The 25,387-nt window shown below is 52.6% G+C and carries 43 protein-coding genes and 2 pseudogenes; 6 read left to right on the top strand and 39 right to left on the bottom strand.

The genetic code is table 11. From position 1 onward, the window contains the following. The first annotated feature begins 283 nt into the window (after nt 1–283). Nucleotides 284–844 (top strand): gamma carbonic anhydrase family protein, encoded by a 561-nt coding sequence (locus tag WFN61_RS20540; RefSeq protein WP_312283262.1) that lies wholly within the window; start codon nt 284–286, stop codon nt 842–844. Here WFN61_RS20540 and WFN61_RS20535 read toward each other — a convergent pair. From WFN61_RS20535 to dprA, 6 genes are read right to left on the bottom strand one after another with little or no spacing between them, the layout of a single operon-like run. Further along, nucleotides 820–1,077 (bottom strand): DUF1488 domain-containing protein, encoded by a 258-nt coding sequence (locus WFN61_RS20535; protein ID WP_312283261.1) that lies wholly within the window; start codon nt 1,075–1,077, stop codon nt 820–822. The genes WFN61_RS20540 and WFN61_RS20535 overlap by 25 nt on opposite strands. Next, nucleotides 1,074–1,892, bottom strand: coding sequence for a shikimate dehydrogenase (gene aroE / locus WFN61_RS20530; protein ID WP_312283260.1), 819 nt, complete (start codon nt 1,890–1,892; stop codon nt 1,074–1,076). Before aroE ends, WFN61_RS20535 begins: the two co-directional genes overlap by 4 nt. 3 nt (nt 1,893–1,895) lie before the next feature. Beyond that, nucleotides 1,896–2,468, bottom strand: coding sequence for an L-threonylcarbamoyladenylate synthase type 1 TsaC (gene tsaC, locus WFN61_RS20525; RefSeq protein WP_144819416.1), 573 nt, complete (start codon nt 2,466–2,468; stop codon nt 1,896–1,898). Then, nucleotides 2,461–3,015: a DNA topoisomerase family protein gene (locus WFN61_RS20520; RefSeq protein ID WP_144819415.1), complete on the bottom strand. Its 555-nt coding sequence runs from the start codon at nt 3,013–3,015 to the stop codon at nt 2,461–2,463. Before WFN61_RS20520 ends, tsaC begins: the two co-directional genes overlap by 8 nt. Before the next feature lie 26 nt (nt 3,016–3,041). Continuing rightward, on the bottom strand, nt 3,042–3,515 hold the full coding sequence (gene smg / locus WFN61_RS20515) for a DUF494 family protein Smg (RefSeq protein WP_042395982.1): 474 nt from the start codon (nt 3,513–3,515) through the stop codon (nt 3,042–3,044). After that, entirely contained in the window at nt 3,487–4,611 is a 1,125-nt protein-coding gene (gene dprA / locus WFN61_RS20510; protein ID WP_312235477.1) for a DNA-protecting protein DprA, read from the bottom strand. The genes smg and dprA overlap by 29 nt, the downstream gene beginning before the upstream one ends. Nucleotides 4,612–4,740: 129 nt before the next feature. Here dprA and def point away from each other — a divergent pair, with 129 nt between their 5' ends. The 5 genes from def (at nt 4,741) to mscL (ending at nt 9,442) form a co-directional block, all read left to right on the top strand. Beyond that, nucleotides 4,741–5,250 carry a peptide deformylase gene (def, locus tag WFN61_RS20505; RefSeq protein ID WP_042395985.1) on the top strand — a complete coding sequence of 170 codons (510 nt, stop codon included), beginning with the start codon at nt 4,741–4,743 and terminating at the stop codon, nt 5,248–5,250. Between the two features lie 20 nt (nt 5,251–5,270). Then, entirely contained in the window at nt 5,271–6,218 is a 948-nt protein-coding gene (gene fmt, locus WFN61_RS20500; RefSeq protein ID WP_312235476.1) for a methionyl-tRNA formyltransferase, read from the top strand. A 52-nt stretch (nt 6,219–6,270) separates the two neighbouring features. Then, nucleotides 6,271–7,560 carry a 16S rRNA (cytosine(967)-C(5))-methyltransferase RsmB gene (rsmB, locus tag WFN61_RS20495; RefSeq protein ID WP_337039141.1) on the top strand — a complete coding sequence of 430 codons (1,290 nt, stop codon included), beginning with the start codon at nt 6,271–6,273 and terminating at the stop codon, nt 7,558–7,560. 22 nt (nt 7,561–7,582) lie between these two features. Further along, entirely contained in the window at nt 7,583–8,959 is a 1,377-nt protein-coding gene (trkA, locus tag WFN61_RS20490; protein WP_103821899.1) for a Trk system potassium transporter TrkA, read from the top strand. A gap of 69 nt (nt 8,960–9,028) precedes the next feature. Next, nucleotides 9,029–9,442: a large-conductance mechanosensitive channel protein MscL gene (gene mscL / locus WFN61_RS20485; protein ID WP_144819411.1), complete on the top strand. Its 414-nt coding sequence runs from the start codon at nt 9,029–9,031 to the stop codon at nt 9,440–9,442. Nucleotides 9,443–9,496: 54 nt separating this feature from the next. On the opposite strand, the gene zntR is transcribed toward mscL, so the two are convergent. The 33 genes and pseudogenes from zntR to tuf all read right to left on the bottom strand — a co-directional run. Continuing rightward, nucleotides 9,497–9,928 carry a Zn(2+)-responsive transcriptional regulator gene (zntR, locus tag WFN61_RS20480; protein ID WP_312235475.1) on the bottom strand — a complete coding sequence of 144 codons (432 nt, stop codon included), beginning with the start codon at nt 9,926–9,928 and terminating at the stop codon, nt 9,497–9,499. A 2-nt stretch (nt 9,929–9,930) separates the two neighbouring features. Beyond that, nucleotides 9,931–10,297 (bottom strand): annotated as a pseudogene (locus tag WFN61_RS20475) (DUF1992 domain-containing protein). A gap of 112 nt (nt 10,298–10,409) precedes the next feature. Continuing rightward, complete coding sequence (gene rplQ, locus WFN61_RS20470; protein WP_042395993.1) at nt 10,410–10,796, bottom strand: 50S ribosomal protein L17; 387 nt, start codon at nt 10,794–10,796, stop codon at nt 10,410–10,412. A 40-nt stretch (nt 10,797–10,836) separates the two neighbouring features. After that, nucleotides 10,837–11,826, bottom strand: a complete 990-nt coding sequence (locus WFN61_RS20465) for a DNA-directed RNA polymerase subunit alpha (RefSeq protein ID WP_034461761.1) — start codon at nt 11,824–11,826, stop codon at nt 10,837–10,839. A gap of 25 nt (nt 11,827–11,851) precedes the next feature. Continuing rightward, entirely contained in the window at nt 11,852–12,472 is a 621-nt protein-coding gene (rpsD, locus tag WFN61_RS20460; protein ID WP_021265666.1) for a 30S ribosomal protein S4, read from the bottom strand. 33 nt (nt 12,473–12,505) lie between these two features. Then, nucleotides 12,506–12,895, bottom strand: a complete 390-nt coding sequence (gene rpsK / locus WFN61_RS20455; protein ID WP_034899652.1) for a 30S ribosomal protein S11 — start codon at nt 12,893–12,895, stop codon at nt 12,506–12,508. A gap of 18 nt (nt 12,896–12,913) precedes the next feature. Beyond that, on the bottom strand, nt 12,914–13,270 hold the full coding sequence (gene rpsM, locus WFN61_RS20450; protein WP_042396003.1) for a 30S ribosomal protein S13: 357 nt from the start codon (nt 13,268–13,270) through the stop codon (nt 12,914–12,916). Between the two features lie 146 nt (nt 13,271–13,416). Then, nucleotides 13,417–13,533, bottom strand: a complete 117-nt coding sequence (rpmJ, locus tag WFN61_RS20445; RefSeq protein WP_000868187.1) for a 50S ribosomal protein L36 — start codon at nt 13,531–13,533, stop codon at nt 13,417–13,419. A gap of 30 nt (nt 13,534–13,563) precedes the next feature. Next, nucleotides 13,564–14,895 (bottom strand): preprotein translocase subunit SecY, encoded by a 1,332-nt coding sequence (secY, locus tag WFN61_RS20440; RefSeq protein ID WP_042396006.1) that lies wholly within the window; start codon nt 14,893–14,895, stop codon nt 13,564–13,566. A gap of 7 nt (nt 14,896–14,902) precedes the next feature. Next, on the bottom strand, nt 14,903–15,337 hold the full coding sequence (rplO, locus tag WFN61_RS20435) for a 50S ribosomal protein L15 (protein WP_039076819.1): 435 nt from the start codon (nt 15,335–15,337) through the stop codon (nt 14,903–14,905). 3 nt (nt 15,338–15,340) lie between these two features. Further along, on the bottom strand, nt 15,341–15,520 hold the full coding sequence (rpmD, locus tag WFN61_RS20430) for a 50S ribosomal protein L30 (protein WP_103821895.1): 180 nt from the start codon (nt 15,518–15,520) through the stop codon (nt 15,341–15,343). A 3-nt stretch (nt 15,521–15,523) separates the two neighbouring features. Further along, nucleotides 15,524–16,027: a 30S ribosomal protein S5 gene (gene rpsE / locus WFN61_RS20425; RefSeq protein ID WP_042396015.1), complete on the bottom strand. Its 504-nt coding sequence runs from the start codon at nt 16,025–16,027 to the stop codon at nt 15,524–15,526. A gap of 14 nt (nt 16,028–16,041) precedes the next feature. Beyond that, nucleotides 16,042–16,395 (bottom strand): 50S ribosomal protein L18, encoded by a 354-nt coding sequence (rplR, locus tag WFN61_RS20420; protein WP_042396018.1) that lies wholly within the window; start codon nt 16,393–16,395, stop codon nt 16,042–16,044. A gap of 9 nt (nt 16,396–16,404) precedes the next feature. After that, a complete protein-coding gene (gene rplF / locus WFN61_RS20415) occupies nt 16,405–16,938 on the bottom strand; it encodes a 50S ribosomal protein L6 (protein ID WP_042396022.1) in 534 nt (177 codons plus the stop codon). Nucleotides 16,939–16,950: 12 nt separating this feature from the next. Further along, nucleotides 16,951–17,343 (bottom strand): 30S ribosomal protein S8, encoded by a 393-nt coding sequence (rpsH, locus tag WFN61_RS20410; protein WP_042396027.1) that lies wholly within the window; start codon nt 17,341–17,343, stop codon nt 16,951–16,953. A gap of 33 nt (nt 17,344–17,376) precedes the next feature. Then, the gene (gene rpsN, locus WFN61_RS20405; protein ID WP_042396030.1) at nt 17,377–17,682 is read right to left on the bottom strand and encodes a 30S ribosomal protein S14; all 306 of its coding nucleotides are present in this window, start codon (nt 17,680–17,682) and stop codon (nt 17,377–17,379) included. A 14-nt stretch (nt 17,683–17,696) separates the two neighbouring features. Continuing rightward, complete coding sequence (gene rplE / locus WFN61_RS20400; RefSeq protein ID WP_042396032.1) at nt 17,697–18,236, bottom strand: 50S ribosomal protein L5; 540 nt, start codon at nt 18,234–18,236, stop codon at nt 17,697–17,699. 14 nt (nt 18,237–18,250) lie between these two features. Continuing rightward, entirely contained in the window at nt 18,251–18,565 is a 315-nt protein-coding gene (rplX, locus tag WFN61_RS20395; RefSeq protein WP_144819408.1) for a 50S ribosomal protein L24, read from the bottom strand. Between the two features lie 10 nt (nt 18,566–18,575). After that, nucleotides 18,576–18,947 carry a 50S ribosomal protein L14 gene (gene rplN, locus WFN61_RS20390; protein ID WP_000613954.1) on the bottom strand — a complete coding sequence of 124 codons (372 nt, stop codon included), beginning with the start codon at nt 18,945–18,947 and terminating at the stop codon, nt 18,576–18,578. Between the two features lie 163 nt (nt 18,948–19,110). After that, nucleotides 19,111–19,365, bottom strand: coding sequence for a 30S ribosomal protein S17 (gene rpsQ, locus WFN61_RS20385; protein ID WP_002438707.1), 255 nt, complete (start codon nt 19,363–19,365; stop codon nt 19,111–19,113). Beyond that, complete coding sequence (rpmC, locus tag WFN61_RS20380) at nt 19,365–19,556, bottom strand: 50S ribosomal protein L29 (protein ID WP_000644742.1); 192 nt, start codon at nt 19,554–19,556, stop codon at nt 19,365–19,367. Before rpmC ends, rpsQ begins: the two co-directional genes overlap by 1 nt. Continuing rightward, entirely contained in the window at nt 19,556–19,966 is a 411-nt protein-coding gene (rplP, locus tag WFN61_RS20375) for a 50S ribosomal protein L16 (RefSeq protein WP_004926449.1), read from the bottom strand. The genes rpmC and rplP overlap by 1 nt, the downstream gene beginning before the upstream one ends. Before the next feature lie 11 nt (nt 19,967–19,977). Further along, nucleotides 19,978–20,676 carry a 30S ribosomal protein S3 gene (gene rpsC, locus WFN61_RS20370; protein ID WP_006817277.1) on the bottom strand — a complete coding sequence of 233 codons (699 nt, stop codon included), beginning with the start codon at nt 20,674–20,676 and terminating at the stop codon, nt 19,978–19,980. Nucleotides 20,677–20,693: 17 nt separating this feature from the next. After that, on the bottom strand, nt 20,694–21,026 hold the full coding sequence (gene rplV, locus WFN61_RS20365) for a 50S ribosomal protein L22 (RefSeq protein WP_002919773.1): 333 nt from the start codon (nt 21,024–21,026) through the stop codon (nt 20,694–20,696). Between the two features lie 14 nt (nt 21,027–21,040). After that, nucleotides 21,041–21,319 (bottom strand): 30S ribosomal protein S19, encoded by a 279-nt coding sequence (gene rpsS / locus WFN61_RS20360; RefSeq protein ID WP_001138115.1) that lies wholly within the window; start codon nt 21,317–21,319, stop codon nt 21,041–21,043. A 16-nt stretch (nt 21,320–21,335) separates the two neighbouring features. Beyond that, nucleotides 21,336–22,157 (bottom strand): 50S ribosomal protein L2, encoded by an 822-nt coding sequence (rplB, locus tag WFN61_RS20355; RefSeq protein ID WP_021265682.1) that lies wholly within the window; start codon nt 22,155–22,157, stop codon nt 21,336–21,338. A gap of 17 nt (nt 22,158–22,174) precedes the next feature. Next, nucleotides 22,175–22,477, bottom strand: a complete 303-nt coding sequence (gene rplW, locus WFN61_RS20350) for a 50S ribosomal protein L23 (RefSeq protein ID WP_000617546.1) — start codon at nt 22,475–22,477, stop codon at nt 22,175–22,177. After that, complete coding sequence (rplD, locus tag WFN61_RS20345; RefSeq protein ID WP_042396046.1) at nt 22,474–23,079, bottom strand: 50S ribosomal protein L4; 606 nt, start codon at nt 23,077–23,079, stop codon at nt 22,474–22,476. The genes rplW and rplD overlap by 4 nt, the downstream gene beginning before the upstream one ends. Nucleotides 23,080–23,089: 10 nt before the next feature. Next, complete coding sequence (gene rplC, locus WFN61_RS20340; protein ID WP_042396049.1) at nt 23,090–23,719, bottom strand: 50S ribosomal protein L3; 630 nt, start codon at nt 23,717–23,719, stop codon at nt 23,090–23,092. Nucleotides 23,720–23,751: 32 nt separating this feature from the next. Then, nucleotides 23,752–24,063 (bottom strand): 30S ribosomal protein S10, encoded by a 312-nt coding sequence (gene rpsJ, locus WFN61_RS20335; protein WP_001181005.1) that lies wholly within the window; start codon nt 24,061–24,063, stop codon nt 23,752–23,754. Between the two features lie 299 nt (nt 24,064–24,362). After that, entirely contained in the window at nt 24,363–24,842 is a 480-nt protein-coding gene (gene bfr / locus WFN61_RS20330; RefSeq protein ID WP_021265641.1) for a bacterioferritin, read from the bottom strand. A 70-nt stretch (nt 24,843–24,912) separates the two neighbouring features. Continuing rightward, nucleotides 24,913–25,107: a bacterioferritin-associated ferredoxin gene (gene bfd / locus WFN61_RS20325; protein ID WP_021265642.1), complete on the bottom strand. Its 195-nt coding sequence runs from the start codon at nt 25,105–25,107 to the stop codon at nt 24,913–24,915. A gap of 141 nt (nt 25,108–25,248) precedes the next feature. After that, nucleotides 25,249–25,387: pseudogene (tuf, locus tag WFN61_RS20320) on the bottom strand (elongation factor Tu); the annotation flags it as partial.

Genomic DNA, 25,387 nt, shown 5'->3' with positions numbered 1-25,387 from the left:
TTCCTCTTTCAGAGTCAACCCTCAATTTCAGAATTTTTTCTCTTCAACCGGACCGGCTGTTTCCGTGAAGTGATTCACGTTTGCCGTTTCGATGGAGGCGCATTATAGGGATCCCATTTTTTTGCACAACCCTTTTTTGGATCTTTTTTTCCGACCGCCGCTTTTTCACTCTTTATGCTGAGATCCTGTGCGATCTGCTTAAATTTTGGCGTGTAAAGGGCTTGCGCCGGGCCTCTAAAGCTACCAAAGTCATCACTATAACTTCTGTTTTGACGAGGTAACTATGTCAGCTGCTCTACGTTCTTATAAAGATCTCTATCCTAAAATAGGTCAGCGCGTGATGATTGATGCCACCAGCGTGGTGATCGGCGATGTCAGAGTGGCTGATGACGTTGGCATCTGGCCGCTGGTTGCGATCCGCGGCGATGTGAATTACGTGCAAATTGGTGCCCGCAGCAATATTCAGGATGGCAGCGTGCTGCACGTGACCCATAAATCTTCCTATAATCCGGACGGTAATCCGCTCATTATTGGTGAAGATGTGACGGTAGGGCATAAAGTGATGCTGCACGGCTGCACGGTGGGCAACAGAGTGCTGGTCGGAATGGGATCCATTTTGCTGGATGGTGTAGTGGTAGAGGACGACGTGATGATTGGTGCCGGTAGCCTGGTACCGCAGAATAAGCGTCTGGCGAGCGGCTTTCTCTATTTAGGCAGCCCGGTTAAACAGATCCGCCCTCTGACCGAGGCGGAGATTGCGGGGCTGCAGTACTCCGCCAATAACTACGTGAAATGGAAAGATGACTATCTGGATCAGGCTCAGGAGAGCCACACCCAACCCTGATCGTCCTCCTGCTGGCGTCGGATCAGCTGTTCGGCCTCCTCTTCCAGATCCCAGCGATGCTCCTGAAAAAGCGCCAGCCACTGGGCTGGCGTCTCGCCGCCGAACCGGTTTGCCAGCGTTTCGGCTTTAATCGCACAGCTAAGCTGCATGCCGTTAACCAGCACCGGGAAGCAGACGGCGTTCAGTTCGTTATGCCACGCTTCCCGATCGGGAAAGTGAATCGCCTGGTTCACCCGGCCAGCTCCTGCTTGAGTTGTTCAATCACCCGTGTGGTTTCCGGCAGCACGCCATGCCAGAGCAGCACCGCATGAGCAGCCTGCGCCACCAGCATCCCCAACCCATCCGCACGCTGTTTTGCACCATGCTGTTCACACCAGCGGAGAAACGGCGTCTCTCCTTTTTGATAGAACATGTCATAGCAGTGACTATGGCTATCGATCAGGGAGCCAGGGATCTGCGGCGTTTCCCCACTGATGCCGCTGGAAGTGGCGTTGATAATAAGATCAAACTCGTGCCCGACAAGATCCTTCATCGCGACGGCGCTAACGCTGCCGGTATGGGCGAATAGCGTCGCCAGCTCTTCGGCTCGAGCAAAAGTCCGATTGGTTATGGTTACCGCACAGTCGAGAGAGAGCAGCGGCAGCAGTACGCCGCGTGACGCGCCACCTGCACCAATCAGCAGAATGCGAAAGCCTGGCTTAATGAATCCTAGCCGCTGCAGATCGCTGAGTAGGCCAATGCCGTCGGTGTTATCCCCCAGCAGACGGCCATCATCAAGACGCTTGAGTGTATTAACCGCACCGGCAAGCGCCGCGCGCTCCGTCAGCTCATCCGCCCGGGCAAACGCTTCTTCTTTAAAGGGAACGGTGACGTTAGCCCCCTTTCCGCCCGCAGCGAAAAAAGCGTTTAGCGTCGCAATAAAATCATCAACGGGAGCCAGAACGCGCCCGTAAGGGTGAGCTATCTGCAACTGCTGCGCAAACTGCTGATGAATAAACGGCGATTTACTGTGTGCAATGGGATTACCAAAAACGGCATAGGATTCCATAGATCACCCCTGGCGAAAACGTTCGCCGGTCAATGCGTCACGAATTTCAGACGGATTTTCACGCCCGCCGGTTTCACCTTCTACAACCGGAAACGCATCGCCAAACTGCGCGCGCACCTCCTCGGTTGTCCGGCACGGCGGCAGACCGGTAAGATTAGCGCTGGTAGAGACCAACGGTTTACCATAAGCCTTGCACAGCTCCACCACCAGCGGATGATCGGTAACCCGTACGGCCAGGGAGTCAAAGCGCCCGGTCAGCCAGCGCGGCGTTGTCGGTTTTGCCGGGAAAACAAAGGTCACCGGTCCAGGCCAGCAGGCAAATACCGCTTCTCGCTGGGCATCATTTAACGCCTGCTCATCTATATAAGGTTTCAGTTGCTCAAAGCTGGCAGCAATAAGGATCAACCCCTTCTCTACCGGACGCTGTTTTAATACCAGAAGGCGGTTAACCGCCGTTTCACTGTCGGGGTCGCAGCCGACGCCAAAAACAGCTTCGGTGGGATAGGCGATGACATCTTCTCTATTCAGTACCGCCACCGCATCCGCGATAGCGCCTGAGGGCAGGTTATTATTCACTGTTCTTTTCCGCCGTGACCGGCTTTCCACATTGTTTACTGGCACAGAAGCATTTAACGCCCTGCGCGGTTTTCTTCTCTATAAGTAGCGGGTAGTGACACGTCGGGCACTCGCCTGCTACCGGTTTAAAATTGATAACAAACTGGCACTCCGGATAGCGATCGCAGGAGTGGAAGGTTTTGCCATAGCGTGAACGTCGCTGGACGAGGGTGCCCTGCTTGCACTGCGGACAGGTAATGGTCGTGTCGTCGGGTTTATCGATTGTTTCCGTATGTCCGCATTCCGGATATTGGCTACAGCCAATAAACATACCGAAGCGCCCCTGGCGAAGCACCAGCACAGACTGGCAAAGTGGGCACAACTGCCCCTCCAGAACCTTGACGATATGTCCATCGGCCTGGCTTTTCAGGGAGCGGACATAGTCACATTCAGGATAGTGGGAACAACCAAGAAACGGCCCGCGTTTCCCGGTCCGAATAACAAGCGGAGCCCCGCACTGCGGGCAGGGCTCTTGATTAGACACCGAAAACAGTGCTGATTTGGCCATAACAACTCTTGATGCTGCGACGATAGTTAGTGCAGCATACCTTCATTCACTTCAAAGAGTAATTCTTCCATCTGCTGATAGGCATTTTCACAGCCTGGGATATTGAAGAGCACCATCAGGATGACCCACTTGAGATCTTCCAGCTCGAACTCTGCCGTATCCAGCGCCAGCACGCGCTCAATCACCATTTCTCGTGTTTCGAGGTTTAGCACCTGAATCTGCTCGAGGAATAACAGGAAACCCCGGCAGCTGGCATCCAGCCGTTCACACTCTTCTGCAGTATAGATACGCAGAGAGAGAGGGTCTGAGGCAAGCTGCATCGGTTCGGCGAGGCCTTCCTGATAGTCAGCAAGCTTCTCCAGCCACAGTAGCGCGTTGTAGATATCCTCACGGTCAAAACCGGCGTCAGTGAGGTCCCGTTCAAGTTTGTCCTGATCCACACGCAGTTCTGCTTCGTTGTGGATATAAGTCTCAAACAAATACATTAGTACGTCGAACATGGCTTGCCCTCCTTAATCGGACATAGCCGCCGGGTACAGCTGCGATCCATCCTGCTAACTCCAGTTCGAGTAGCTGGGCCACAATCACTGGCACAGGTTGGCCGGCACGTTCAGCGACGACGTCAACAGGTGTTACCTCATCTCCTACGTTAGCCAGGAGCTCAGGAAATGGCAATGCCGCCGCTCGGTGTTCTGACGAATAAATTGGTTTTTCGCGTGCATTGTGTAGCCAGGGTAAACCCTGATGTAGATTTTCGAGGATCTCCTCTGGGGTGCTGACCAACATCGCCCCCTGCTGGATCAGCCAGTGAGGGCCTTCGCTACCGGGACTGCCCAACGCGCCGGGCAGCGCAAAGACTTCCCGCCCCTGATCCATCGCGCAACGGGCGGTTACCAGGGATCCACTACGCAGGGCAGCCTCCACCACCAGCACGCCCTGGCTAAGGCCGCTGATAACCCGGTTACGCCGGGGAAAGTTACGCGGTCTGGGCAGCGCTGCCAGTGGAAACTCTGATACCAGCGCGCCACCAGCCTCAATAAGCTCCGCCGCCAGGGCAGCATGCCGACGGGGATAGATCTGTTGCAGACCGTTACCCAGCACCGCAAGGCTTTTACCTCCGCTGCGCAGCGCGCTGCGATGGGCAATCCCATCGATGCCTAACGCCAGCCCGCTGGTAATTGTTAAGCCGCACGCCGCGAGCCGTTCGCAAAAATGACCTCCCCAGCGCTCGCCATACCATGAGTTTGCTCGGCTACCCACCACGGCCAGCTGCGGGGTAGTGAGCAGGCTCACATCTCCCTTCACAAACAGCGCGCCGGGGAAATCAGGAATAGCACGCAGCGTTGGCGGATAGTCCCCATCGCTCGCCAACAGCAGGTGATGCTCAGGCAGAGCCAGCCACGCAAGCGTGCTGTCGATATCGCGGGTAGAGACAGCGAAAAACCGCGCGCTCTGTTTTGCCGTCAGCCCGGCGAGCGAAAGCGTTTTTGCATCGGGATGGGGATGAGATGCTAAAAAATGTGCGGCCTCCAGCATCCGTTCGCCATAGAGTTCACCGAGGTGGATCAGCCGCAGCCAAATCTCTGTCAAAGTCATCCTTGTCCCTTGCCACACGGGGCGGTTGCAATCTTTGCGATTGGTCACTGATGCTGTCAATCGGAGGGGGATTTGTCTAGAATAGTGGTAACGATCTTTTCAACTCCTGAACACAACTCCTGGGTATTTATGTCAGTTTTGCACGTGTTACATATTCCGGACGAGCGTCTTCGCAAAGTCGCTGCGCCGGTAAAAGAAGTGAATGCAGAAATTCAGCGCATCGTTGATGATATGTTTGAAACGATGTACGCCGAAGAGGGTATTGGTCTTGCCGCCACGCAGGTTGATATCCACCAGCGTATTATTGTTATCGACGTCTCTGAAAACCGCGACGAGCAGCTGGTGCTCATTAACCCAGAATTGCTGGAAAAGAGCGGCGAGACCGGTATTGAAGAGGGTTGCCTGTCAATTCCTGAGCAGCGTGCGCTGGTTCCACGGGCGGAAAAAGTAAAAATTCGCGCCCTCGATCGCGAAGGTAAATCCTTTGAGCTGGAAGCCGACGGCCTGCTGGCCATCTGTATTCAGCATGAAATGGATCACCTGGTCGGCAAACTGTTTATCGACTATCTGTCGCCGATGAAGCGTCAGCGCATTCGCCAGAAAGTGGAAAAACTGGACCGCCTGAACGGGCGTGCATAACCGAAGCCAAAAGGATCAACGTGTCGGATTCACTACGTATTATTTTTGCCGGTACGCCTGACTTTGCCGCGCGTCATCTTGACGCGCTGCTGTCATCCGGACACCAGGTGGTTGGCGTCTTTACCCAGCCAGACAGGCCCGCCGGGCGCGGTAAAAAACTGATGCCGGGTCCGGTGAAGGTGCTGGCTGAAGCGAAAGGCCTACCTGTCTTTCAGCCCGTCTCTTTGCGCCCGCAGGAGAACCAGCAGCTGGTTGCCGATCTCAACGCTGACGTCATGGTCGTCGTTGCCTATGGCCTCATCCTGCCGAAGGCAGTACTTGATATGCCGCGCCTCGGCTGCATTAACGTTCACGGTTCTCTGCTGCCGCGCTGGCGCGGGGCGGCTCCCATTCAGCGTTCGCTGTGGGCGGGCGATGCCGAAACGGGCGTTACCATTATGCAGATGGACGTGGGGCTGGACACCGGCGATATGCTCTACAAGCTTGCCTGTCCAATTACCGCCGAAGATACCAGCGCCTCGCTCTACGATAAGCTCGCAGAACTTGGCCCGCAGGGGTTAATCGAAACTCTGGCCCAGCTGGCACAGGGCACTGCCCAGCCGCAGGTACAGGATGAGGCGCTCGTCACCTACGCTGAAAAGCTCAGCAAAGAGGAAGCGCGCATCGACTGGTCGCTCTCTGCGGCGCAGCTTGAGCGCTGCATTCGGGCCTTTAATCCATGGCCGATGAGCTGGCTGGAGATCGACGAGCAGCCGGTGAAAGTCTGGAAGGCGTCGGTAATTAACCAGCAGACCGGCGCTGAGCCAGGCACGATTGTTGATGCCAATAAACAGGGTATTCAGGTTGCGACCGCCGACGGCATTCTGAATCTGGAGTCGCTGCAGCCGGCAGGTAAAAAAGCGATGAGTGCGCAGGATCTCCTGAACTCCCGTCGCGAATGGTTTATTCCCGGTCACCGTCTGGCCTGACGGCCACTACCTTTAACGCCCGGTGTTGCCGGGCATTTTTATTTTTGCGGTTATGAAAAAAACAATCAATTTACGCAGCATGGCAGCGCAGGCCATCGAACAGGTGGTTGAGCAGGGGCAGTCGCTTAGTAACGTCCTCCCTGCTCTGCAGCAGAAAGTCTCGGATAAAGATAAAGCCCTGCTTCAAGAGCTGTGCTTTGGCGTGCTGCGCACACTCTCCCAAATGGAGTGGCTCATCAATAAGCTGATGTCCCGGCCGATGACCGGCAAGCAGCGCACCCTTCACTATCTGATCATGGTTGGGTTTTATCAGCTGCTCTATACCCGCGTTCCGCCGCACGCTGCCTTAGCGGAAACGGTAGAGGGTGCAGTAGCGATTAAGCGTCCACAGCTAAAAGGCCTGATTAACGGCGTGCTGCGCCAGTTCCAGCGTCAGCAGGAGCCGCTGCTGGCAGAGTTTGCCACCAGCGAAAGCCGTTTTTTGCATCCTGACTGGCTGCTTAAGCGCCTGCAAAAAGCCTACCCGCAGCAGTGGGAGCATATCGTTGAGGCTAACAACCTGCGTCCGCCGATGTGGCTACGCGTGAACCGCAACCACCACTCCCGCGATGCCTGGCTGGCGCTGCTGGAGGCCTCCGGTCAGCAGGGTTTTCCTCATAACGATTATCCCGATGCCGTGCGCCTGGCCTCGCCTGCCCCGGTGCAGGCTCTGCCCGGCTTCGATCAGGGCTGGGTGACGGTACAGGACGCCTCGGCCCAGGGCTGCATGAATTTTCTGGAGCCGCAAAACGGCGAGCAGATCCTCGATCTCTGTGCCGCGCCGGGGGGTAAAACAACCCATATTCTGGAAGTCGCTCCTGAAGCCAGCGTCCTGGCAGTTGACGTTGATGAACAGCGCCTCTCCCGCGTCTACGATAACCTGAAGCGTCTGGGAGTGAAGGCGCAGGTTAAACAGGGCGACGGCCGATTCCCTTCCCAGTGGTGCGGCGACCAGACGTTCGATCGTATTCTGCTTGATGCCCCCTGCTCGGCGACGGGGGTGATCCGCCGCCATCCGGATATCAAGTGGCTGCGCCGCGATCGTGATATCCCGGAGCTGGTCCAGCTACAGTCTGCTATTCTCGACGCCATCTGGCCGCACCTGAAACCGGGCGGTACCCTGGTGTATGCCACCTGTTCCGTTCTCCCGGAGGAGAACAGCCTGCAAATTGCTGAGTTCCTCAAGCGAACGCCGAATGCACAGCTGAACGGTACAGGTACGCCAGCGCAGCCGGGACAGCAAAATCTTCCGGGTGGGGAAGAGGGTGACGGCTTCTATTACGCTAAGCTAATCAAACAGTGATTGAGATGACGAGTCGCAGCTGATGAAAATAATCATTCTGGGTGCAGGACAGGTCGGCGGCACGCTGGCCGAAAACCTGGTCGGTGAAAACAATGACATTACCGTTGTTGATATCAATGGTGATCGCCTGCACATGTTGCAGGATAAGTTTGACCTGCGTGTCGTTCAAGGGCATGGCTCGCACCCCCGCGTTTTGCGTGAAGCAGGCGCGGACGATGCGGATATGCTCGTTGCCGTAACCAGCTCCGATGAAACCAATATGGTTGCCTGCCAGGTCGCCTACTCGCTGTTTAATACGCCCAACCGCATCGCGCGTATTCGTGCGCCTGACTACGTGCGTGATGCAGACAAGCTGTTCAATACCGATGCCGTACCTATCGATCATCTGATTGCCCCCGAGCAGCTGGTGATCGACAGCATCTATCGTCTGATTGAATATCCTGGCGCACTGCAGGTCGTTAACTTTGCCGAGGGTAAAGTAAGCCTCGCGGTGGTGAAGGCCTACTACGGCGGTCCGCTGGTGGGTAATGCCCTTTCGATTATGCGCGAGCATATGCCGCATATCGACACCCGGGTTGCCGCCATCTTTCGTCACGACAGGCCGATCCGCCCGCAGGGATCGACCATTGTTGAAGCAGGCGATGAGGTATTTTTTATCGCGGCATCACAGCATATTCGTGCAGTCATGAGCGAGCTACAGCGTCTGGAAAAACCCTATAAGCGCATTATGCTGGTAGGTGGCGGTAACATAGGCGCAGGCCTCGCAAGCCAGCTGGAGAAGGACTACAGCGTTAAGTTGATCGAGCGCGATCAGCGCCGGGCGGCGGAGCTAGCCGAGAAGTTGCAAAATACGATCGTCTTCTACGGTGATGCGTCGGATCAGGAGTTGCTGGCGGAAGAGCATATCGATCAGGTGGATCTTTTCATTGCCGTTACCAATGACGATGAAGCCAACATTATGTCCGCCATGCTGGCCAAGCGTATGGGGGCGAAAAAAGTGATGGTGCTGATCCAGCGCCGCGCCTACGTTGACCTCGTGCAGGGCAGCGTCATTGATATCGCTATCTCCCCGCAGGAGGCAACGATCTCTGCGCTGCTTAGCCACGTGCGTAAGGCAGATATTGTGGGTGTCTCCTCTCTGCGTCGGGGCGTTGCCGAGGCGATCGAGGCTGTGGCACATGGTGATGAGAGTACTTCCCGCGTCGTAGGCCGAGTGATTGATGAAATTAAGCTGCCGCCAGGAACGATCATTGGGGCAGTTGTGCGCGGTAACGACGTTATGATTGCTAACGATAATTTGCGTATTGAGCAAGGCGACCACGTTATTATGTTCCTGACGGACAAAAAATTTATTACCGATGTAGAACGGCTGTTCCAACCCAGCCCCTTCTTCCTGTAATAGCCCAGGAAATGGAAATTAAAGAGACCTTTGTTAGACTTAGTGGGTCTTTGGCATAAGGAGAATCAAATGAGTTTGTTAAAAGAGTTTCGCGCTTTCGCCATGCGCGGCAACGTTATCGATCTGGCCGTCGGGGTCATCATTGGTGCGGCGTTCGGTAAAATTGTCTCGTCGCTGGTTGCCGATATCATTATGCCTCCCCTCGGCCTGCTGATCGGCGGCGTTGATTTCAAACAGTTCGCGTGGACGCTGCGTCCGGCTCAGGGTGACCTCCCTGCGGTTGTCATGCACTACGGCGTATTCATTCAGAACATTTTTGATTTTCTGATCGTGGCATTTGCGATCTTTATGGCGATTAAGCTGATTAACCGGCTTCATCAGAAGAAGAAAGAAGAACCCAAAGCCCCAGCAGCCCCCTCTAAAGAGGAGTTACTGCTGACCGAGATCCGCGACCTGCTTAAAGAGCAAAACAGCCGTCCTTAACAGAAAGTCAGCGGCAAAGGTGAGTCACGCTTTTGCCGCTGGCCTTTTACAGTATTAACACCCTTTCTGACCAGCATCCTTTATCCCACCCTGCTCCAGCGCTTCCAAAATCGAACAGTAAACGCTGCTATGGGCCGTGCCGCAGCAGGCGTCATTAAGCCGCTGAAGGGAGCGACGCATGACCTGCAACTCTGCAATCCGCGCCTCAACCTCGCTTAGGCGAGACTGAACAATGCCTTTTGACTCCTGGCAGGTATGGTGCTCGGGATCGATACGGATCGACAGCAGCTCGCGGATCGATTCCAGAGTAAAACCAAGCTGCCGCGCATGACGAATAAACTTTAGCCGCTGAAGGTCGCCGTCGGTATACAGACGGAAACCGCCCTGGGTTCGCACCTCATGATCCATCATCTGCTGCTTTTCATAATAGCGGACGGTATCAGGCGTCACCTCTGCGAGCTTTGCCAGCTCTCCAATTCGGTACATCGCTACTCCTCGCCCATTTTTTTCATCAGTTTATCGGCATACACCGCGCAAAAAGTCGGTGCTTAAACCAGCCTGACGCAGCTGGAGTTCAAGCAGGGCTAATCTACGACTAAGCTCATGATAGTCAGGATGATCCCGCTGTACCGTCTTTAACAGATCGGCCAGCGCCATGGCCTCTTTACGCTGGGCCAGCTCCGGTGGCAAACAGCCGGCATTCTTCAGTAGTCGGTAGCCTGCCCGTAGTTCAGGGGGGACATGCGCGTCATCATCGAGACGCAGCGGCTCACCGCTACCGGGAAGGTTATCAAATTCACCTTGTTGCTGGGCATCACGAATATGGCGTTCTGCCCACTGATCGAGTAACCACATAGTCAACTCCGGGGGATGAACGTAAGCTCAAGGCTATTTTAGCAGGACGAGGAAGGTGGGATGAGAGAAATAAAAAAACCCGCCGAAGCGGGTCTTTTTATGTTGCTACAGATTACTCTGCAGCAGCTTCTGCTTGCGATTCAGAACGATCAACCAGCTCGATGTAAGCCATCGGAGCGTTGTCGCCTGCACGGAAGCCACACTTCAGAATGCGAGTGTAACCACCGGCACGGCTCGCGAAACGCGGGCCCAGCTCGTTAAACAGTTTTGCCACGATCTCGTTATCACGAGTACGGGCGAATGCCAGACGACGATTAGCTACGCTATCAGTCTTGGCAAGAGTAATCAGCGGCTCAACTACGCGGCGCAGCTCTTTCGCTTTAGGCAGGGTCGTCTTGATGATCTCATGACGAACCAGTGAACCTGCCATATTGCGGAACATAGCCTGGCGATGGCTGCTGTTGCGGTTCAGTTGACGACCACTCTTACGATGGCGCATGACCTTATCCTTCTCAGTAAAACCTTAACCTGTGATCCGGTTACTCGTCAGCAATGCTTGCCGGCGGCCAGTTTTCCAGGCGCATGCCCAGAGACAGACCACGTGAGGCCAGCACGTCTTTAATCTCGGTAAGAGATTTTTTACCCAGGTTAGGCGTTTTAAGTAGCTCAACCTCGGTACGCTGTACCAGATCACCGATATAGTGGATAGCTTCTGCTTTAAGGCAGTTAGCAGAGCGGACAGTCAATTCCAGATCGTCAACAGGGCGCAGCAGGATCGGATCGAATTCTGGTTTCTCTTCTTTCACTTCCGGCTGACGTACATCACGTAAGTCAACGAAAGCTTCCAGTTGTTCTGCCAGGATGGTTGCCGCACGACGAATCGCCTCTTCAGGATCGATTGTGCCGTTGGTTTCCATTTCGATGACCAGCTTGTCCAGGTCGGTACGCTGCTCTACACGCGCTGCTTCAACATTGTAGGCAATACGCTCTACAGGGCTATAGCATGCGTCAACCAGCAGACGGCCAATTGGGCGCTCATCTTCTTCCGAATGAATTCGGGCAGAAGCCGGCACATAACCACGACCGCGCTGAACTTTGATACGCATGCTAATAGATGCGTTCTCATCGGTCAGGTGGCAGATCACGTGCTGCGGCTTGACGATTTCGACATCACCGTCGTGGGTGATGTCGGCTGCAGTCACAGGGCCAATGCCAGATTTATTCAGGGTAAGAATAACATCATCTTTACCTTGAACTCTCACCGCCAGCCCTTTCAGGTTGAGCAGGATCTCCAGGATATCTTCCTGAACGCCTTCTTTGGTGCTGTACTCATGTAGTACACCATCAATCTCAACCTCGGTCACCGCACAACCCGGCATCGATGAGAGCAGAATACGGCGCAGTGCGTTACCCAGAGTATGGCCAAAGCCACGCTCTAAAGGCTCAAGGGTCACCTTGGCGTGCGTCGAACTCACTTGCTCGATATCTACCAGGCGCGGTTTTAGAAACTCTGTCACAGAACCCTGCATTGTGTCCTCTCTTTGGTACTAAGCTTTACTTGGAGTAAAGCTCGACGATCAGGTGTTCGTTAATGTCCGCAGACAGATCAGAACGCTCAGGCTTGCGCTTGTACGTACCTTCCATCTTGCCAGCATCAACTTCCAGCCAGGTTGGCTTTTCACGCTGCTCAGCCAACTCCAGAGCGGCCTTCACGCGAGATTGCTTTTTGGCTTTCTCACGGATGCTAACTACGTCATTCGGAGTTACCTGATAAGAAGCGATGTTAACAACGCGGCCGTTTACCATGATTGCTTTATGGCTAACGAGCTGACGTGCTTCCGCGCGAGTTGCGCCAAAGCCCATACGGTATACTACGTTGTCCAGACGACCTTCGAGCAGAGCCAGCAGGTTTTCACCCGTGTTGCCTTTCAGACGAGCTGCTTCTTTATAGTAGTTACGGAACTGACGCTCCAGAACACCGTACATACGGCGAACTTTCTGCTTTTCACGCAACTGTACACCATAGTCAGACAGACGCGGTTTACGCGCACCGTGCTGGCCAGGAGCTTGTTCAATTTTACACTTGGTATCGATCGCGCGAACGCCAGACTTAAGGAATAAGTCGGTGCCCTCACGACGGCTCAGCTTGAGCTTAGGACCCAAATATCTTGCCATTTTCTTTCTCCAACAAACCTGGAAACGACAGCGTTATACGCGGCGTTTTTTCGGCGGACGACAACCGTTATGAGGGATCGGAGTCACATCAGTAATATTAGTGATGCGGAAACCAGCGGCGTTCAGAGCACGAATAGTAGATTCGCGGCCTGGACCCGGACCTTTAACCATAACTTCCAGATTCTTGATACCGTATTCTTTTACGGCGTCAGCGCAACGCTCTGCTGCAACCTGAGCTGCGAACGGAGTAGATTTGCGAGAACCACGGAAACCGGAACCACCGGCTGTTGCCCAACCCAGCGCATTACCCTGACGATCGGTAATAGTTACGATGGTGTTGTTAAAAGAAGCATGGACATGAGCCACGCCGTCAGAGACTTGTTTTCTTACACGCTTACGTGCACGAACTGGTGCCTTTGCCATTTTATTCAATCACCCCGATTATTTCTTGATCGGTTTGCGCGGACCCTTACGGGTACGTGCGTTGGTCTTAGTACGCTGACCGCGCACTGGCAGACCACGACGATGACGCAAACCGCGATAGCAACCAAGATCCATAAGGCGCTTGATGCTCATGCTAACTTCACGGCGCAGATCACCTTCAACGACAAATTTGGCAACTTCGTCACGCAGCGTGTCGATTTGTTCTTCAGACAGCTCACTGATCTTAACATCTTCAGCGATACCCGCAGAAGCCAGAATGGCTTTAGAACGGGTCTTGCCGACACCGTAGATCGACGTTAATGCGATTACGGCGTGTTTCTGATCAGGAATGTTAATGCCTGCTATACGGGCCACTATGCACTCCTACTATTTAATATGTACGCCCCATGCTGAAAAGCCCGTTTTCAGGATACTCAAATGGAAACGTACAGACATACAAAAGATTGGCTGGCTAATCTAGCCAGCTCAACCCAACTTTGCAAGAAAAATATGCGAAATAATCAGCCTTGGCGCTGTTTATGCTTCGGCTCGGCACTGCAAATCACGCGGATGACGCCATCACGCTTAACGATTTTGCAGTTACGGCATAATTTCTTGACGGAAGCACGAACTTTCATTTTTACTCTCCGTAACTTCTCGAGCGACCTTTAGCGGCTATAGCCTTTCAGGTTCGCCTTCTTCAATGCAGACTCATACTGACTCGACATCATCAGAGTTTGCACTTGAGCCATAAAGTCCATAATCACGACAACAACGATGAGCAGTGAGGTTCCACCGAAGTAGAACGGTACTTTCATTGCATCACGCATGAACTCCGGGATCAGGCAGATAAAGGTAATGTAGAGCGCACCGACCAGAGTCAGGCGGGTCATTACTTTATCGATGTACTTCGCCGTTTGTTCTCCCGGACGAATTCCTGGTACAAATGCACCGGACTTCTTCAGGTTATCTGCTGTTTCACGCGGGTTGAAAACCAACGCCGTGTAGAAGAAACAGAAGAAGATGATTGCAGTCGCATAGAGTAACACATAAAGCGGTTGCCCAGGCTGCAAATACAGCGAAATTGTTGTCAGCCAGTTCCAACCAGTACCATTCCCGAACCATGACGCGATGGTCGCTGGGAACAGAATAATACTGGAAGCGAAGATTGCCGGGATTACCCCCGCCATATTCACTTTCAGCGGTAAATGTGTGCTCTGTGCAGCATAGACACGACGACCCTGCTGGCGTTTCGCGTAGTTTACCACAATGCGGCGTTGACCACGTTCAACAAACACAACAAAGAACGTCACTGCAAATACTAATACTGCAACCAACAGCAACAGGAGGAAGTGCAGGTCGCCTTGACGCGCTTGCTCGATCGTATGGGCAATGGCTGGCGGGAGTCCCGCAACGATACCAGCGAAGATAATGATCGAGATACCGTTGCCGATACCACGTTCAGTAATCTGTTCGCCGAGCCACATCAGGAACATCGTTCCTGTGACCAGACTTACAACAGCGGTGAAATAGAATGCAAAGCCTGGATTCATTACCAGGCCCTGCATACCAGGCATATTCGGTAGACCGGTAGCAATACCGATCGACTGGAATATTGCCAGCACCAGAGTGCCGTAACGGGTGTACTGGCTGATCTTACGACGACCAGACTCCCCTTCTTTCTTCAGCTCTGCTAGCGGTGGGTAAACCACCGTCAGCAGCTGGACAATAATAGAGGCCGAAATATACGGCATAATGCCCAGGGCAAAGATTGAAGCTCGGCTGAGAGCACCACCAGAGAACATGTTAAACATCTCAATGATGGTGCCTCGCTGTTGCTCAAGCAGTTTGGCAAGTACAGCGGCATCAATACCAGGGATCGGAATAAAAGAGCCAATACGGAACACAATAAGCGCACCGATTACAAACAGCAGTCTGCGTTTCAGCTCGCCTAAGCCACCTTTGGCACTTTGAAAATCTAATCCCGGTTGTTTAGCCATCTGCTACTTATTCCTCGATTTTACCGCCAGCAGCTTCGATAGCAGCACGAGCGCCTTTAGTAACACGCAGGCCACGAACAGTTACCGGAGTAGAAACTTCACCAGACAGGATCACTTTCGCGAACTCGATCTGGATACCGATAATGTTTGCCGCTTTCAGCGTGTTCAGGTCAACTACGTCGCCTTCTACTTTAGCCAGATCGGACAGACGAACTTCTGCCGTGATCATTGCTTTACGCGAAGTGAAACCGAATTTCGGCAGACGACGGTACAGAGGCATCTGACCACCCTCGAAACCGCGACGTACGCCACCGCCAGAACGAGAGTTCTGACCTTTGTGACCACGACCACCGGTTTTACCGAGGCCAGAACCGATACCACGACCCAGGCGTTTACCCGCCTTTTTAGAGCCTTCGGCCGGAGACAGAGTATTTAAACGCATCTCTTACTCCTCAACTTTAACCATGAAGGAAATCGCGTTAACCATACCACGAACAGCGGGAGTATCCTCGCGTTCTACGGTGTGACCAATACGACGCAGACCCAGGCCAAGCAGCGTTGCCTTGTGTTTCGGCAGACGACCGATTGCACTGCGGGTTTGAGTAATTTTAATAGTCTTTGCCATGGCTTATTTCCCCAGAATTTCTTCAACGGATTTACCACGCTTGGCAGCGACCATTTCTGGAGAATTCATATTTTCCAGGCCGTCGATAGTTGCACGAACCACGTTGATCGGGTTGGTGGAACCATAGGCTTTAGCCAGAACGTTATGAACCCCAGCGACTTCCAGAACGGCGCGCATTGCACCACCGGCGATGATACCGGTACCTTCTGAAGCCGGCTGCATGAATACACGAGAACCCGTGTGCACACCTTTAACAGGGTGCTGCAGGGTGCCGTGGTTCAGCGCGACGTTAATCATGTTGCGACGGGCTTTCTCCATCGCTTTCTGGATCGCTGCTGGAACTTCACGCGCTTTACCGTAACCAAAACCAACGCGACCGTTACCATCGCCTACTACAGTCAGAGCTGTGAAGGAGAAAATACGACCACCTTTTACGGTTTTAGATACGCGGTTAACCGCGATCAGCTTTTCCTGCAGTTCGCCAGCTTGTTTTTCGATGTGTGACATCTTACACCTCTACCTTAGAACTGAAGGCCAGCTTCACGGGCAGCATCTGCCAGTGCCTGGACACGACCATGATATTGGAACCCGGAACGGTCAAAAGAAACATCTTTGATGCCTTTTTCCAGAGCGCGTTCTGCAACAGCTTTACCTACAGCTGCGGCTGCGTCTTTGTTTCCGGTGAACTTCAGTTGTTCAGCGATAGCTTTTTCTACAGTAGAAGCAGCTACCAGAACTTCAGAACCATTCGGAGCAATTACCTGTGCGTAAATATGACGCGGGGTACGATGTACCACCAGGCGAGTTGCACCCAGCTCCTGGAGCTTGCGGCGTGCGCGGGTCGCACGACGGATACGAGCAGATTTCTTATCCATAGTGTTACCTTACTTCTTCTTAGCCTCTTTGGTACGCACGACTTCGTCGGCGTAACGAACACCCTTGCCTTTATAAGGCTCAGGACGACGGTAGGCGCGCAGATCTGCTGCAACCTGACCGATCATCTGCTTATCAGCGCCTTTCAGCACGATTTCAGTTTGAGTCGGACATTCTGCGGTGATCCCCGCTGGCAGCTGATGCTCAACAGGATGCGAGAAACCCAGAGACAGGTTTACTGCATTCCCTTTGACTGCTGCACGATAACCTACACCAACCAGCTGCAGCTTCTTAGTGAAGCCTTCGGTAACACCGATAACCATTGAATTCAGCAGGGCACGCGCGGTACCAGCCTGAGCCCAACCATCTACGTAACCATCACGCGGACCGAAGGTCAGTGCATTATCTGCATGATTCACTTCAACAGCATCGTTGAGAGTACGAGTCAGCTCGCCGTTTTTACCTTTGATCGTAATAACCTGACCGTTGATTTTTACATCAACGCCGGCAGGAACAACGACCGGTGCTTTAGCAACACGAGACATTTTTTCCTCCGATTAGGCTACGTAGCAGATAATTTCGCCACCAAGACCAGCTTGGCGCGCTGCACGATCAGTCATAACACCTTTAGAGGTAGAAACAACTGCGATACCCAGACCCGCCATAACTTTCGGCAGCTCATCTTTTTTCTTATAGATGCGCAGACCTGGGCGGCTGACACGCTGAATGCTTTCTACAACAGCTTTGCCCTGGAAGTACTTAAGAGTCACTTCCAGTTCAGGCTTGGTGTCGCCTTCAACTTTAAATTCTTCAATAAAACCTTCTTCCTTCAGCACGTTGGCAATTGCCACTTTCAGCTTGGAGGAAGGCATGGTGACCGCAGCTTTGTTCGCGGCCTGACCGTTACGGATACGGGTCAGCATATCCGCGATCGGATCTTGCATGCTCATCTGTCTTTACTCCCGTGATTCAATTGGTGACAATTACCAGCTAGCCTTTTTAAGACCCGGGATTTCACCGCGCATAGCGGCTTCACGGACCTTAATACGGCTCAACCCGAACTTCCGCAGGAAAGCGTGCGGACGACCAGTTTGACGGCAGCGGTTACGCTGACGAGACGGGCTGGAATCACGCGGCAGAGTCTGCAGCTTCAGAACTGCGTTCCAACGATCTTCGTCGGAAGCGTTCACATCAGAGATGATAGCTTTCAGTTCAGCGCGTTTAGCGAAGAATTTATCAGCTAAAGCTACGCGCTTTACTTCGCGTGCTTTCATTGATTGCTTAGCCATTAAGTAACCCTACCTTACTTGCGGAACGGGAAGTCAAAGGCAGCCAGCAGAGCACGGCCTTCTTCATCAGAATTCGCGGTAGTGGTGATGGTAATATCCAAACCACGTACACGATCGACTTTGTCGTAATCGATTTCTGGGAAGATGATCTGCTCACGGACACCCATGCTGTAGTTACCACGACCATCGAATGACTTAGCGGACAGGCCACGGAAGTCACGGATACGCGGTACAGCAATAGTGATCAGGCGCTCAAAGAACTCCCACATGCGTTCGCCACGCAGAGTTACTTTACAGCCGATCGGATAGCCCTGACGGATTTTGAAGCCTGCAACAGATTTGCGTGCTTTGGTGACAAACGGTTTTTGACCGGAGATTGCTGCCAGGTCAGCTACTGCGTTATCCAGCAGCTTCTTGTCAGCGATCGCTTCACCAACACCCATGTTCAGGGTGATCTTCTCGACCCGAGGGACTTGCATGACAGAATTGTAGCTAAACTCAGTCATGAGTTTGTTAACTACTTCGTCTTTGTAGTAATCATGCAGTTTCGCCATCGTACTACTCCAAATTACTTGATAGTTTCGCTGTTAGACTTGAAGAAACGGACTTTTTTGCCGTCTTCGAATCTAAAGCCTACACGGTCAGCCTTGCCGGTTGCCGCATTGAAGAGTGCAACGTTAGAGATCTGAATAGCTGCTTCTTTCTCTACGATGCCACCTGGCTGGTTCAGAGCCGGAACCGGCTTCTGGTGTTTCTTGACCAGGTTGATACCTTCAACGACGATTTTGCCGGAAGACAGAACATTTTTTACTTTACCGCGCTTACCTTTATCTTTCCCGGTTAACACGATAACTTCGTCATCACGACGGATTTTAGCTGCCATGATTCGCTCCTTAGAGTACTTCTGGTGCCAGAGAGATAATTTTCATGAACTTTTCATTACGAAGTTCACGAGTTACCGGCCCAAAAATACGCGTACCGATAGGTTGCTCGCTGTTATTGTTTAAAATAACGCATGCATTACCATCGAAGCGAATGACAGAACCGTCCGGGCGACGAACACCCTTCTTGGTGCGCACCACTACCGCCTTCAGCACATCACCTTTTTTGACCTTACCACGCGGAATTGCTTCCTTGATGGTGATCTTGATGATGTCGCCTACGCCTGCGTAGCGACGGTGCGAGCCACCCAGAACCTTGATACACATTACGCGACGTGCACCGGAGTTGTCGGCGACGTTCAGCATAGTCTGTTCTTGGATCATTTCAGTGCTCCGCTAATGTCAACTACTACTTTGGGACCCAAAATCTCGGGTCATTAAAAAGCCCCATATCGAGGGCGCGGCATTATAACACCGCTTCCTGCGTATGGGTAGAAAAAATAAACGGTCCATTGCTGGACCGTCTATCTTGAGAGAGCGTACTGTATTACAGAACGGCTTTCTCTACAACGCGAACCAGCGTCCAGGACTTAGTCTTGGACAGTGGACGGCATTCACGGATTTCAACCTTGTCGCCGATACCACATTCGTTGTTCTCGTCATGTACGTGCAGCTTGGTCGTACGCTTGATGAATTTACCGTAGATCGGGTGTTTCACAAAACGTTCGATAGCAACAACGATGGATTTCTCCATTTTATCGCTAACAACGCGACCTTGCAGAGTACGGATTTTATCGGTCATTACGCACCCGCCTTCTCAGTCAGTAAAGTCTTAACGCGTGCGACGTCACGACGCACTTGCTTCAACAGGTGAGACTGTTGCAGCTGGCCACTTGCTGCCTGCATACGCAGGTTGAACTGCTCACGCAGCAGGTTCAGCAGCTCGGTGTTCAGCTCTTCAACACTCTTCTCACGCAGCTCTTTTGCTTTCATTACATCACCGTCTTAGTTACAAAGGTGGTTTTAATCGGCAGTTTCGCTGCTGCCAGGCTGAATGCTTCACGGGCCAGCTCTTCAGGAACACCGTCCATTTCATACAGGACTTTACCTGGCTGAATCAAGGCAACCCAATACTCCACGTTACCTTTACCTTTACCCATACGAACTTCCAGCGGCTTCTCAGTGATCGGTTTGTCCGGGAATACACGGATCCAGATCTTACCTTGACGCTTAACTGCACGGGTCATTGCACGACGTGCTGCTTCGATCTGACGGGCAGTCAGACGACCACGGCCAACAGCTTTCAGACCGAAAGTGCCGAAGCTAACATCCGTACCCTGCGCCAGACCACGGTTGCGGCCTTTGTGCACTTTACGGAATTTTGTACGCTTTGGTTGTAACATAGCGACGCTCCTTATTTACGGCCTTTACGCTGCTGCTTTTTAGGTTGAGCAGCCGGTTCCGGTTGTTCAACAGCAGCCATACCACCCAGGATCTCACCTTTGAAGATCCATACCTTAACGCCGATTACACCATAAGTGGTGTGCGCTTCAGAGGTGTTGTAGTCAATGTCCGCACGCAGCGTGTGCAGCGGAACGCGACCTTCGCGGTACCATTCGGTACGTGCGATTTCCGCGCCGCCCAGACGGCCGCTAACTTCAACTTTGATACCTTTAGCGCCCAGACGCATTGCGTTCTGTACAGCACGCTTCATTGCACGGCGGAACATCACACGACGCTCCAGCTGTGAAGTGATGCTGTCAGCAACCAGTTTTGCGTCCAGTTCAGGCTTACGCACTTCGGCGATGTTGATCTGTGCAGGAACGCCAGCGATATCCGCTACGACCTTGCGCAGTTTTTCTACGTCTTCGCCTTTCTTACCGATAACGATACCCGGGCGAGCGGTGTGAATGGTCACACGGATGCTCTTAGCCGGACGCTCGATAACGATACGAGATACAGACGCTTTAGCCAGTTCCTTAGTCAGGTACTGACGTACTTTAAAATCGCTGTCCAGGTTGTCAGCGAATTCTTTGGTGTTCGCAAACCAGGTTGAGTTCCATGGTTTTACAATACCCAGGCGAATACCATTAGGATGTACTTTCTGACCCATTGCTAGTCTCCAGAGTCTCAGCGATCGGACACAACCACAGTGATGTGGCTGGTGCGCTTCAGGATGCGATCTGCACGACCTTTCGCACGCGGCATAATGCGCTTCATGCTCGGGCCTTCGTCTACGAAAATTTTCGCAACTTTCAGATCGTCAATGTCAGCGCCATCGTTGTGTTCAGCGTTAGCAATGGCAGATTCCAGTACCTTCTTAACCAATACCGCAGCTTTCTTGTTGGTATAGGTCAGGATGTCCAGGGCCTGCGACACTTTCTTACCGCGAATCAGGTCAGCAACAAGGCGAACCTTCTGAGCAGAAGAACGAGCATGGCGATGTTGAGCTAAAGTTTCCATCTCTTCCTCCTACCTTATTTCTTCTTCGCTTTTTTATCAGCAGCGTGGCCGCGATAAGTACGAGTCGGTGCGAATTCACCCAGTTTGTGACCAACCATTTCGTCGGAAACAAAGACTGGAACGTGCTGACGACCATTATGGACAGCGATGGTCAAACCGATCATGTTAGGAAAGATCGTTGAACGACGGGACCAAGTGCGCAGGGGCTTCTTGTCTCCGCTTTCCACCGCTTTCTCTACCTTCTTCAGCAAGTGCAGGTCAATAAAAGGACCTTTCTTGAGAGAACGTGGCATGGCTTATCCTCTAAAATTATTTGCTACGGCGACGTACGATAAATTTATCAGTACGCTTGTTGCTGCGGGTCTTCTTACCTTTGGTCTGAACGCCCCACGGAGTTACCGGGTGCTTACCAAAGTTACGACCTTCACCACCACCATGTGGGTGGTCGACTGGGTTCATCGCAGTACCGCGAACGGTAGGACGAACACCACGCCAGCGTGCAGCACCTGCTTTACCCAGAACGCGCAGCATATGCTCAGCATTGCCAACTTCGCCCAGGGTAGCGCGGCAGTCTGCTTCGACTTTACGCATTTCACCAGAACGCAGACGCAGGGTGACATAAGCACCGTCGCGCGCAACGATCTGAACGTAAGTACCAGCAGAACGCGCCAGCTGACCGCCTTTACCTGGTTTCATTTCTACGTTATGAACGGTAGAACCAACCGGGATGTTGCGCATCGGCAGGGTGTTACCCGCTTTGATTGCAGCATCAACGCCAGACTGAATCTGGTCGCCAGCTTTCAGGCCTTTAGGGGCCAGGATGTAACGGCGTTCGCCATCTTTGTACAGAACCAGCGCGATGTTCGCGGAGCGGTTCGGATCGTACTCAAGACGTTCAACAGTCGCTGGGATACCGTCTTTGTTGCGTTTGAAGTCAACAATACGATAAGCCTGCTTGTGGCCACCACCGATGTGACGGGTGGTGATACGACCATTGTTGTTACGACCACCGGATTTGCTGTTTTTTTCAACCAGCGGAGCAAAAGGTTTGCCCTTATGCAGCTCAGGGTTAACCACTTTAACAACGTGGCGACGACCCGGAGATGTCGGTTTACACTTAACAACTGCCATTGTATTACTCCTCCGACTTACTCAGCGCCGCCAACGAAGTCCAGGTTCTGGCCTTCTTTCAGGGTGACGTAAGCTTTTTTCCAGTCGCTACGACGACCGATACGCTGTCCGTGACGTTTAACTTTCCCTTTAACAACCAGGGTGTTAACGACTTCGACTTCGACTTCAAACAGTTTCTGCACAGCAGCTTTGATCTCTGCTTTCGTCGCGTCTTTAGCAACTTTGAGCACGATGGTATTGGTTTTTTCCATCGCGGTAGACGCTTTTTCAGAAACGTGCGGCGCACGAAGCACCTTCAGCAGACGTTCTTCACGAATCATGCCAGCATCTCCTCAACTTGCTTAACAGCCTCAGCAGTCATTACGACTTTGTCGAAGGCGATCAGGCTAACCGGGTCGATACCTGCTGCGTCACGTACGTCAACCTTGTGCAGGTTACGTGCGGCCAGGAACAGGTTCTCGTCCAGCTCACCGGTGATGATCAGCACATCTTCCAGAGCCATGTCTTTCAGTTTCTGAGCCAGAAGCTTGGTTTTCGGCGCTTCCAGAGAGAACTGCTCGACAACGATCAGACGATCCTGACGTACCAGCTCGGACAGAATGCTTTTCAGCGCGCCGCGGTACATCTTTTTGTTAACTTTTTGACTGTGGTCCTGCGGACGCGCAGCGAAGGTCACGCCACCTGAACGCCAGATCGGGCTCTTAACAGAACCTGAACGCGCACGGCCGGTACCTTTCTGACGCCACGGCTTTTTGCCGGAACCAGTTACTTCAGCACGAGTCTTCTGAGCACGAGTACCCTGACGAGCACCAGCTGCATAAGCAACAACAACCTGGTGAACCAGCGCTTCGTTGAAATCACGACCGAAGGTAGTTTCGGAAACAGTCAGCGCGCTTTGCGCGTCTTTCAATACTAATTCCATTGCTATCCCCTTACGCCTTCACAGCTGGTTTAACGATCAGGTCGCAACCGGTCGCACCCGGAACACCACCTTTAACCAGCAGCAGGTTGCGCTCAGCGTCAACACGTACTACGTCCAGGCTCTGAACAGTTACACGTTCGTTACCCAGCTGACCTGCCATTTTCTTGCCTTTGAACACTTTGCCCGGAGTCTGGTTCTGACCGATAGAACCCGGAACGCGGTGAGACAAGGAGTTACCGTGAGTCGCGTCCTGGGTACGGAAGTTCCAGCGCTTAACGGTACCGGCGAAACCTTTACCTTTAGAGGTACCGGTTACGTCAACTTTTTTAACGTCAGCAAACAGCTCAACGCTGATGTCCTGACCTACGGTGTACTCTTCGCCTTCTGCAAGACGGAATTCCCACAGACCACGGCCAGCTTCAACGCCAGCTTTAGCAAAGTGACCCGCTTCAGGCTTGGTTACACGGTTAGCTTTTTTAGCACCGGTAGTGACCTGAACGGCACGGTAGCCGTCGTTAGCCAGATCTTTGATCTGAGTAACGCGGTTTGCTTCAACTTCGATTACGGTTACTGGGATAGAAACGCCATCTTCAGTGAAGATGCGGGTCATACCCACTTTTTTACCGACTAAACCAATCATTGTATCAACCTCTCAATCGCTCGATGACCTGATTAACCCAGGCTGATCTGCACGTCTACACCGGCAGCCAGGTCCAGACGCATCAGAGCATCAACGGTTTTCTCGGTTGGCTCAACGATGTCAACCAGACGCTTGTGAGTGCGAATTTCGTACTGATCGCGCGCGTCTTTGTTAACGTGCGGAGAGATCAGAACGGTAAAGCGCTCTTTGCGGGTCGGCAGCGGGATCGGACCACGAACCTGCGCACCAGTGCGCTTGGCAGTCTCGACGATTTCCGCGGTTGATTGATCGATCAGACGATGATCAAACGCTTTAAGACGGATACGGATTCTTTGGTTCTGCATGAGACCAGAGCTCCAATTATTTATAGACGAAATAGTTACTCCTCAAACCCATTACGATTGATGGGAGAGTGTAACCGTTCTTACAGAGTTCCCCAATCGGGAACATTGTCTGGTATCGCTTACGCAGTACCGGTGGTTCATATCGAACCGCTGTCTATATTAGACAAGCCCGCGCATTATACGTAAAACTGGCATTAACGCAAGTGTCGTGTAGAAAATAAGCACCAGATAGAAAAAAACCCGCCACCGTTAGCCGGCAGCGGGTTCGCTTATATGGGAGTATGCGTTGTACGGTATGGCTACTTGGCCTGCTCTCTGAGCTGCGACTGAAGGTAGTTCTGCAGACCGATTTTTGCTATCAGGTCCAGCTCGGTCTCCAGCCAGTCGATGTGCCCCTCTTCATCCGCGAGGATCTCAATCATCATATCGCGGCTGACGTAGTCGTGAACGCTATCGGCATAGGCGATAGCCTCGCGCAGATCTTTAGCACCCTCAAGTTCCAGGTTCAGGTCAGAGCGCAGCATCTCCTCTACGTCTTCACCGATCCCCAGCTTGCCGAGGTCCTGCAGGTTTGGAATACCTTCGAGAAAGAGAATACGCTCGATGTACTTATCGGCGTGCTTCATCTCATCTATGGATTCGTGATATTCGACGTCGTTGAGGCGGGTAAGGCCCCAGTTTTTGAACATACGGGCATGAAGAAAATATTGATTGATTGCGACAAGCTCATTTCCCAATAATTTATTGAGATAACTTATGATTCTGACATCACCTTTCATTATTAGTCCCTCCGCTTCCACTAAGTGAAGCGTAGATGGCGCTACCGGGATGTCAAAAAAAGATTTTCGCTTATGCGATCTCCTGGTATTCAGGAATTTGCATCAGTTCATTCTGCATAATCTCGCGGGCCGCGCGAACGCACTTGCCGCACTGGTTCCCTACCGGTATAAACTTACGCAGCTGCTGGAAAGATTGGGGGCGAAACTGGCGTACCGCCTGGCGAATTGTTTTGTCACTTACCCCATTACACAAACAGACGTACATAATCACTCCCGTTCAATTTATGCGCAGAGTGTAAATGAGAATAGTTATGATTACAATAGCAGAGACACGAAAGCAGAACGTAAAAAAAGACGTAAAAAAGGACGCCGAAGCGTCCTTTTTTTATTCAGAGATAATAAATTATTAGCTCAGAACTTTAGCAACAACGCCCGCGCCAACGGTACGGCCGCCTTCACGGATTGCGAAACGCAGACCGTCGTCCATCGCGATCGGGTGGATCAGGGTAACAACCATTTTGATGTTGTCGCCCGGCATAACCATC

Origin of the sequence: Pseudescherichia sp. AS216, from assembly GCF_037152055.1 — a bacterium.
Taxonomy (GTDB): domain Bacteria; phylum Pseudomonadota; class Gammaproteobacteria; order Enterobacterales; family Enterobacteriaceae; genus Pseudescherichia.
This window is presented reverse-complemented; position numbering and strand designations above follow the sequence as displayed.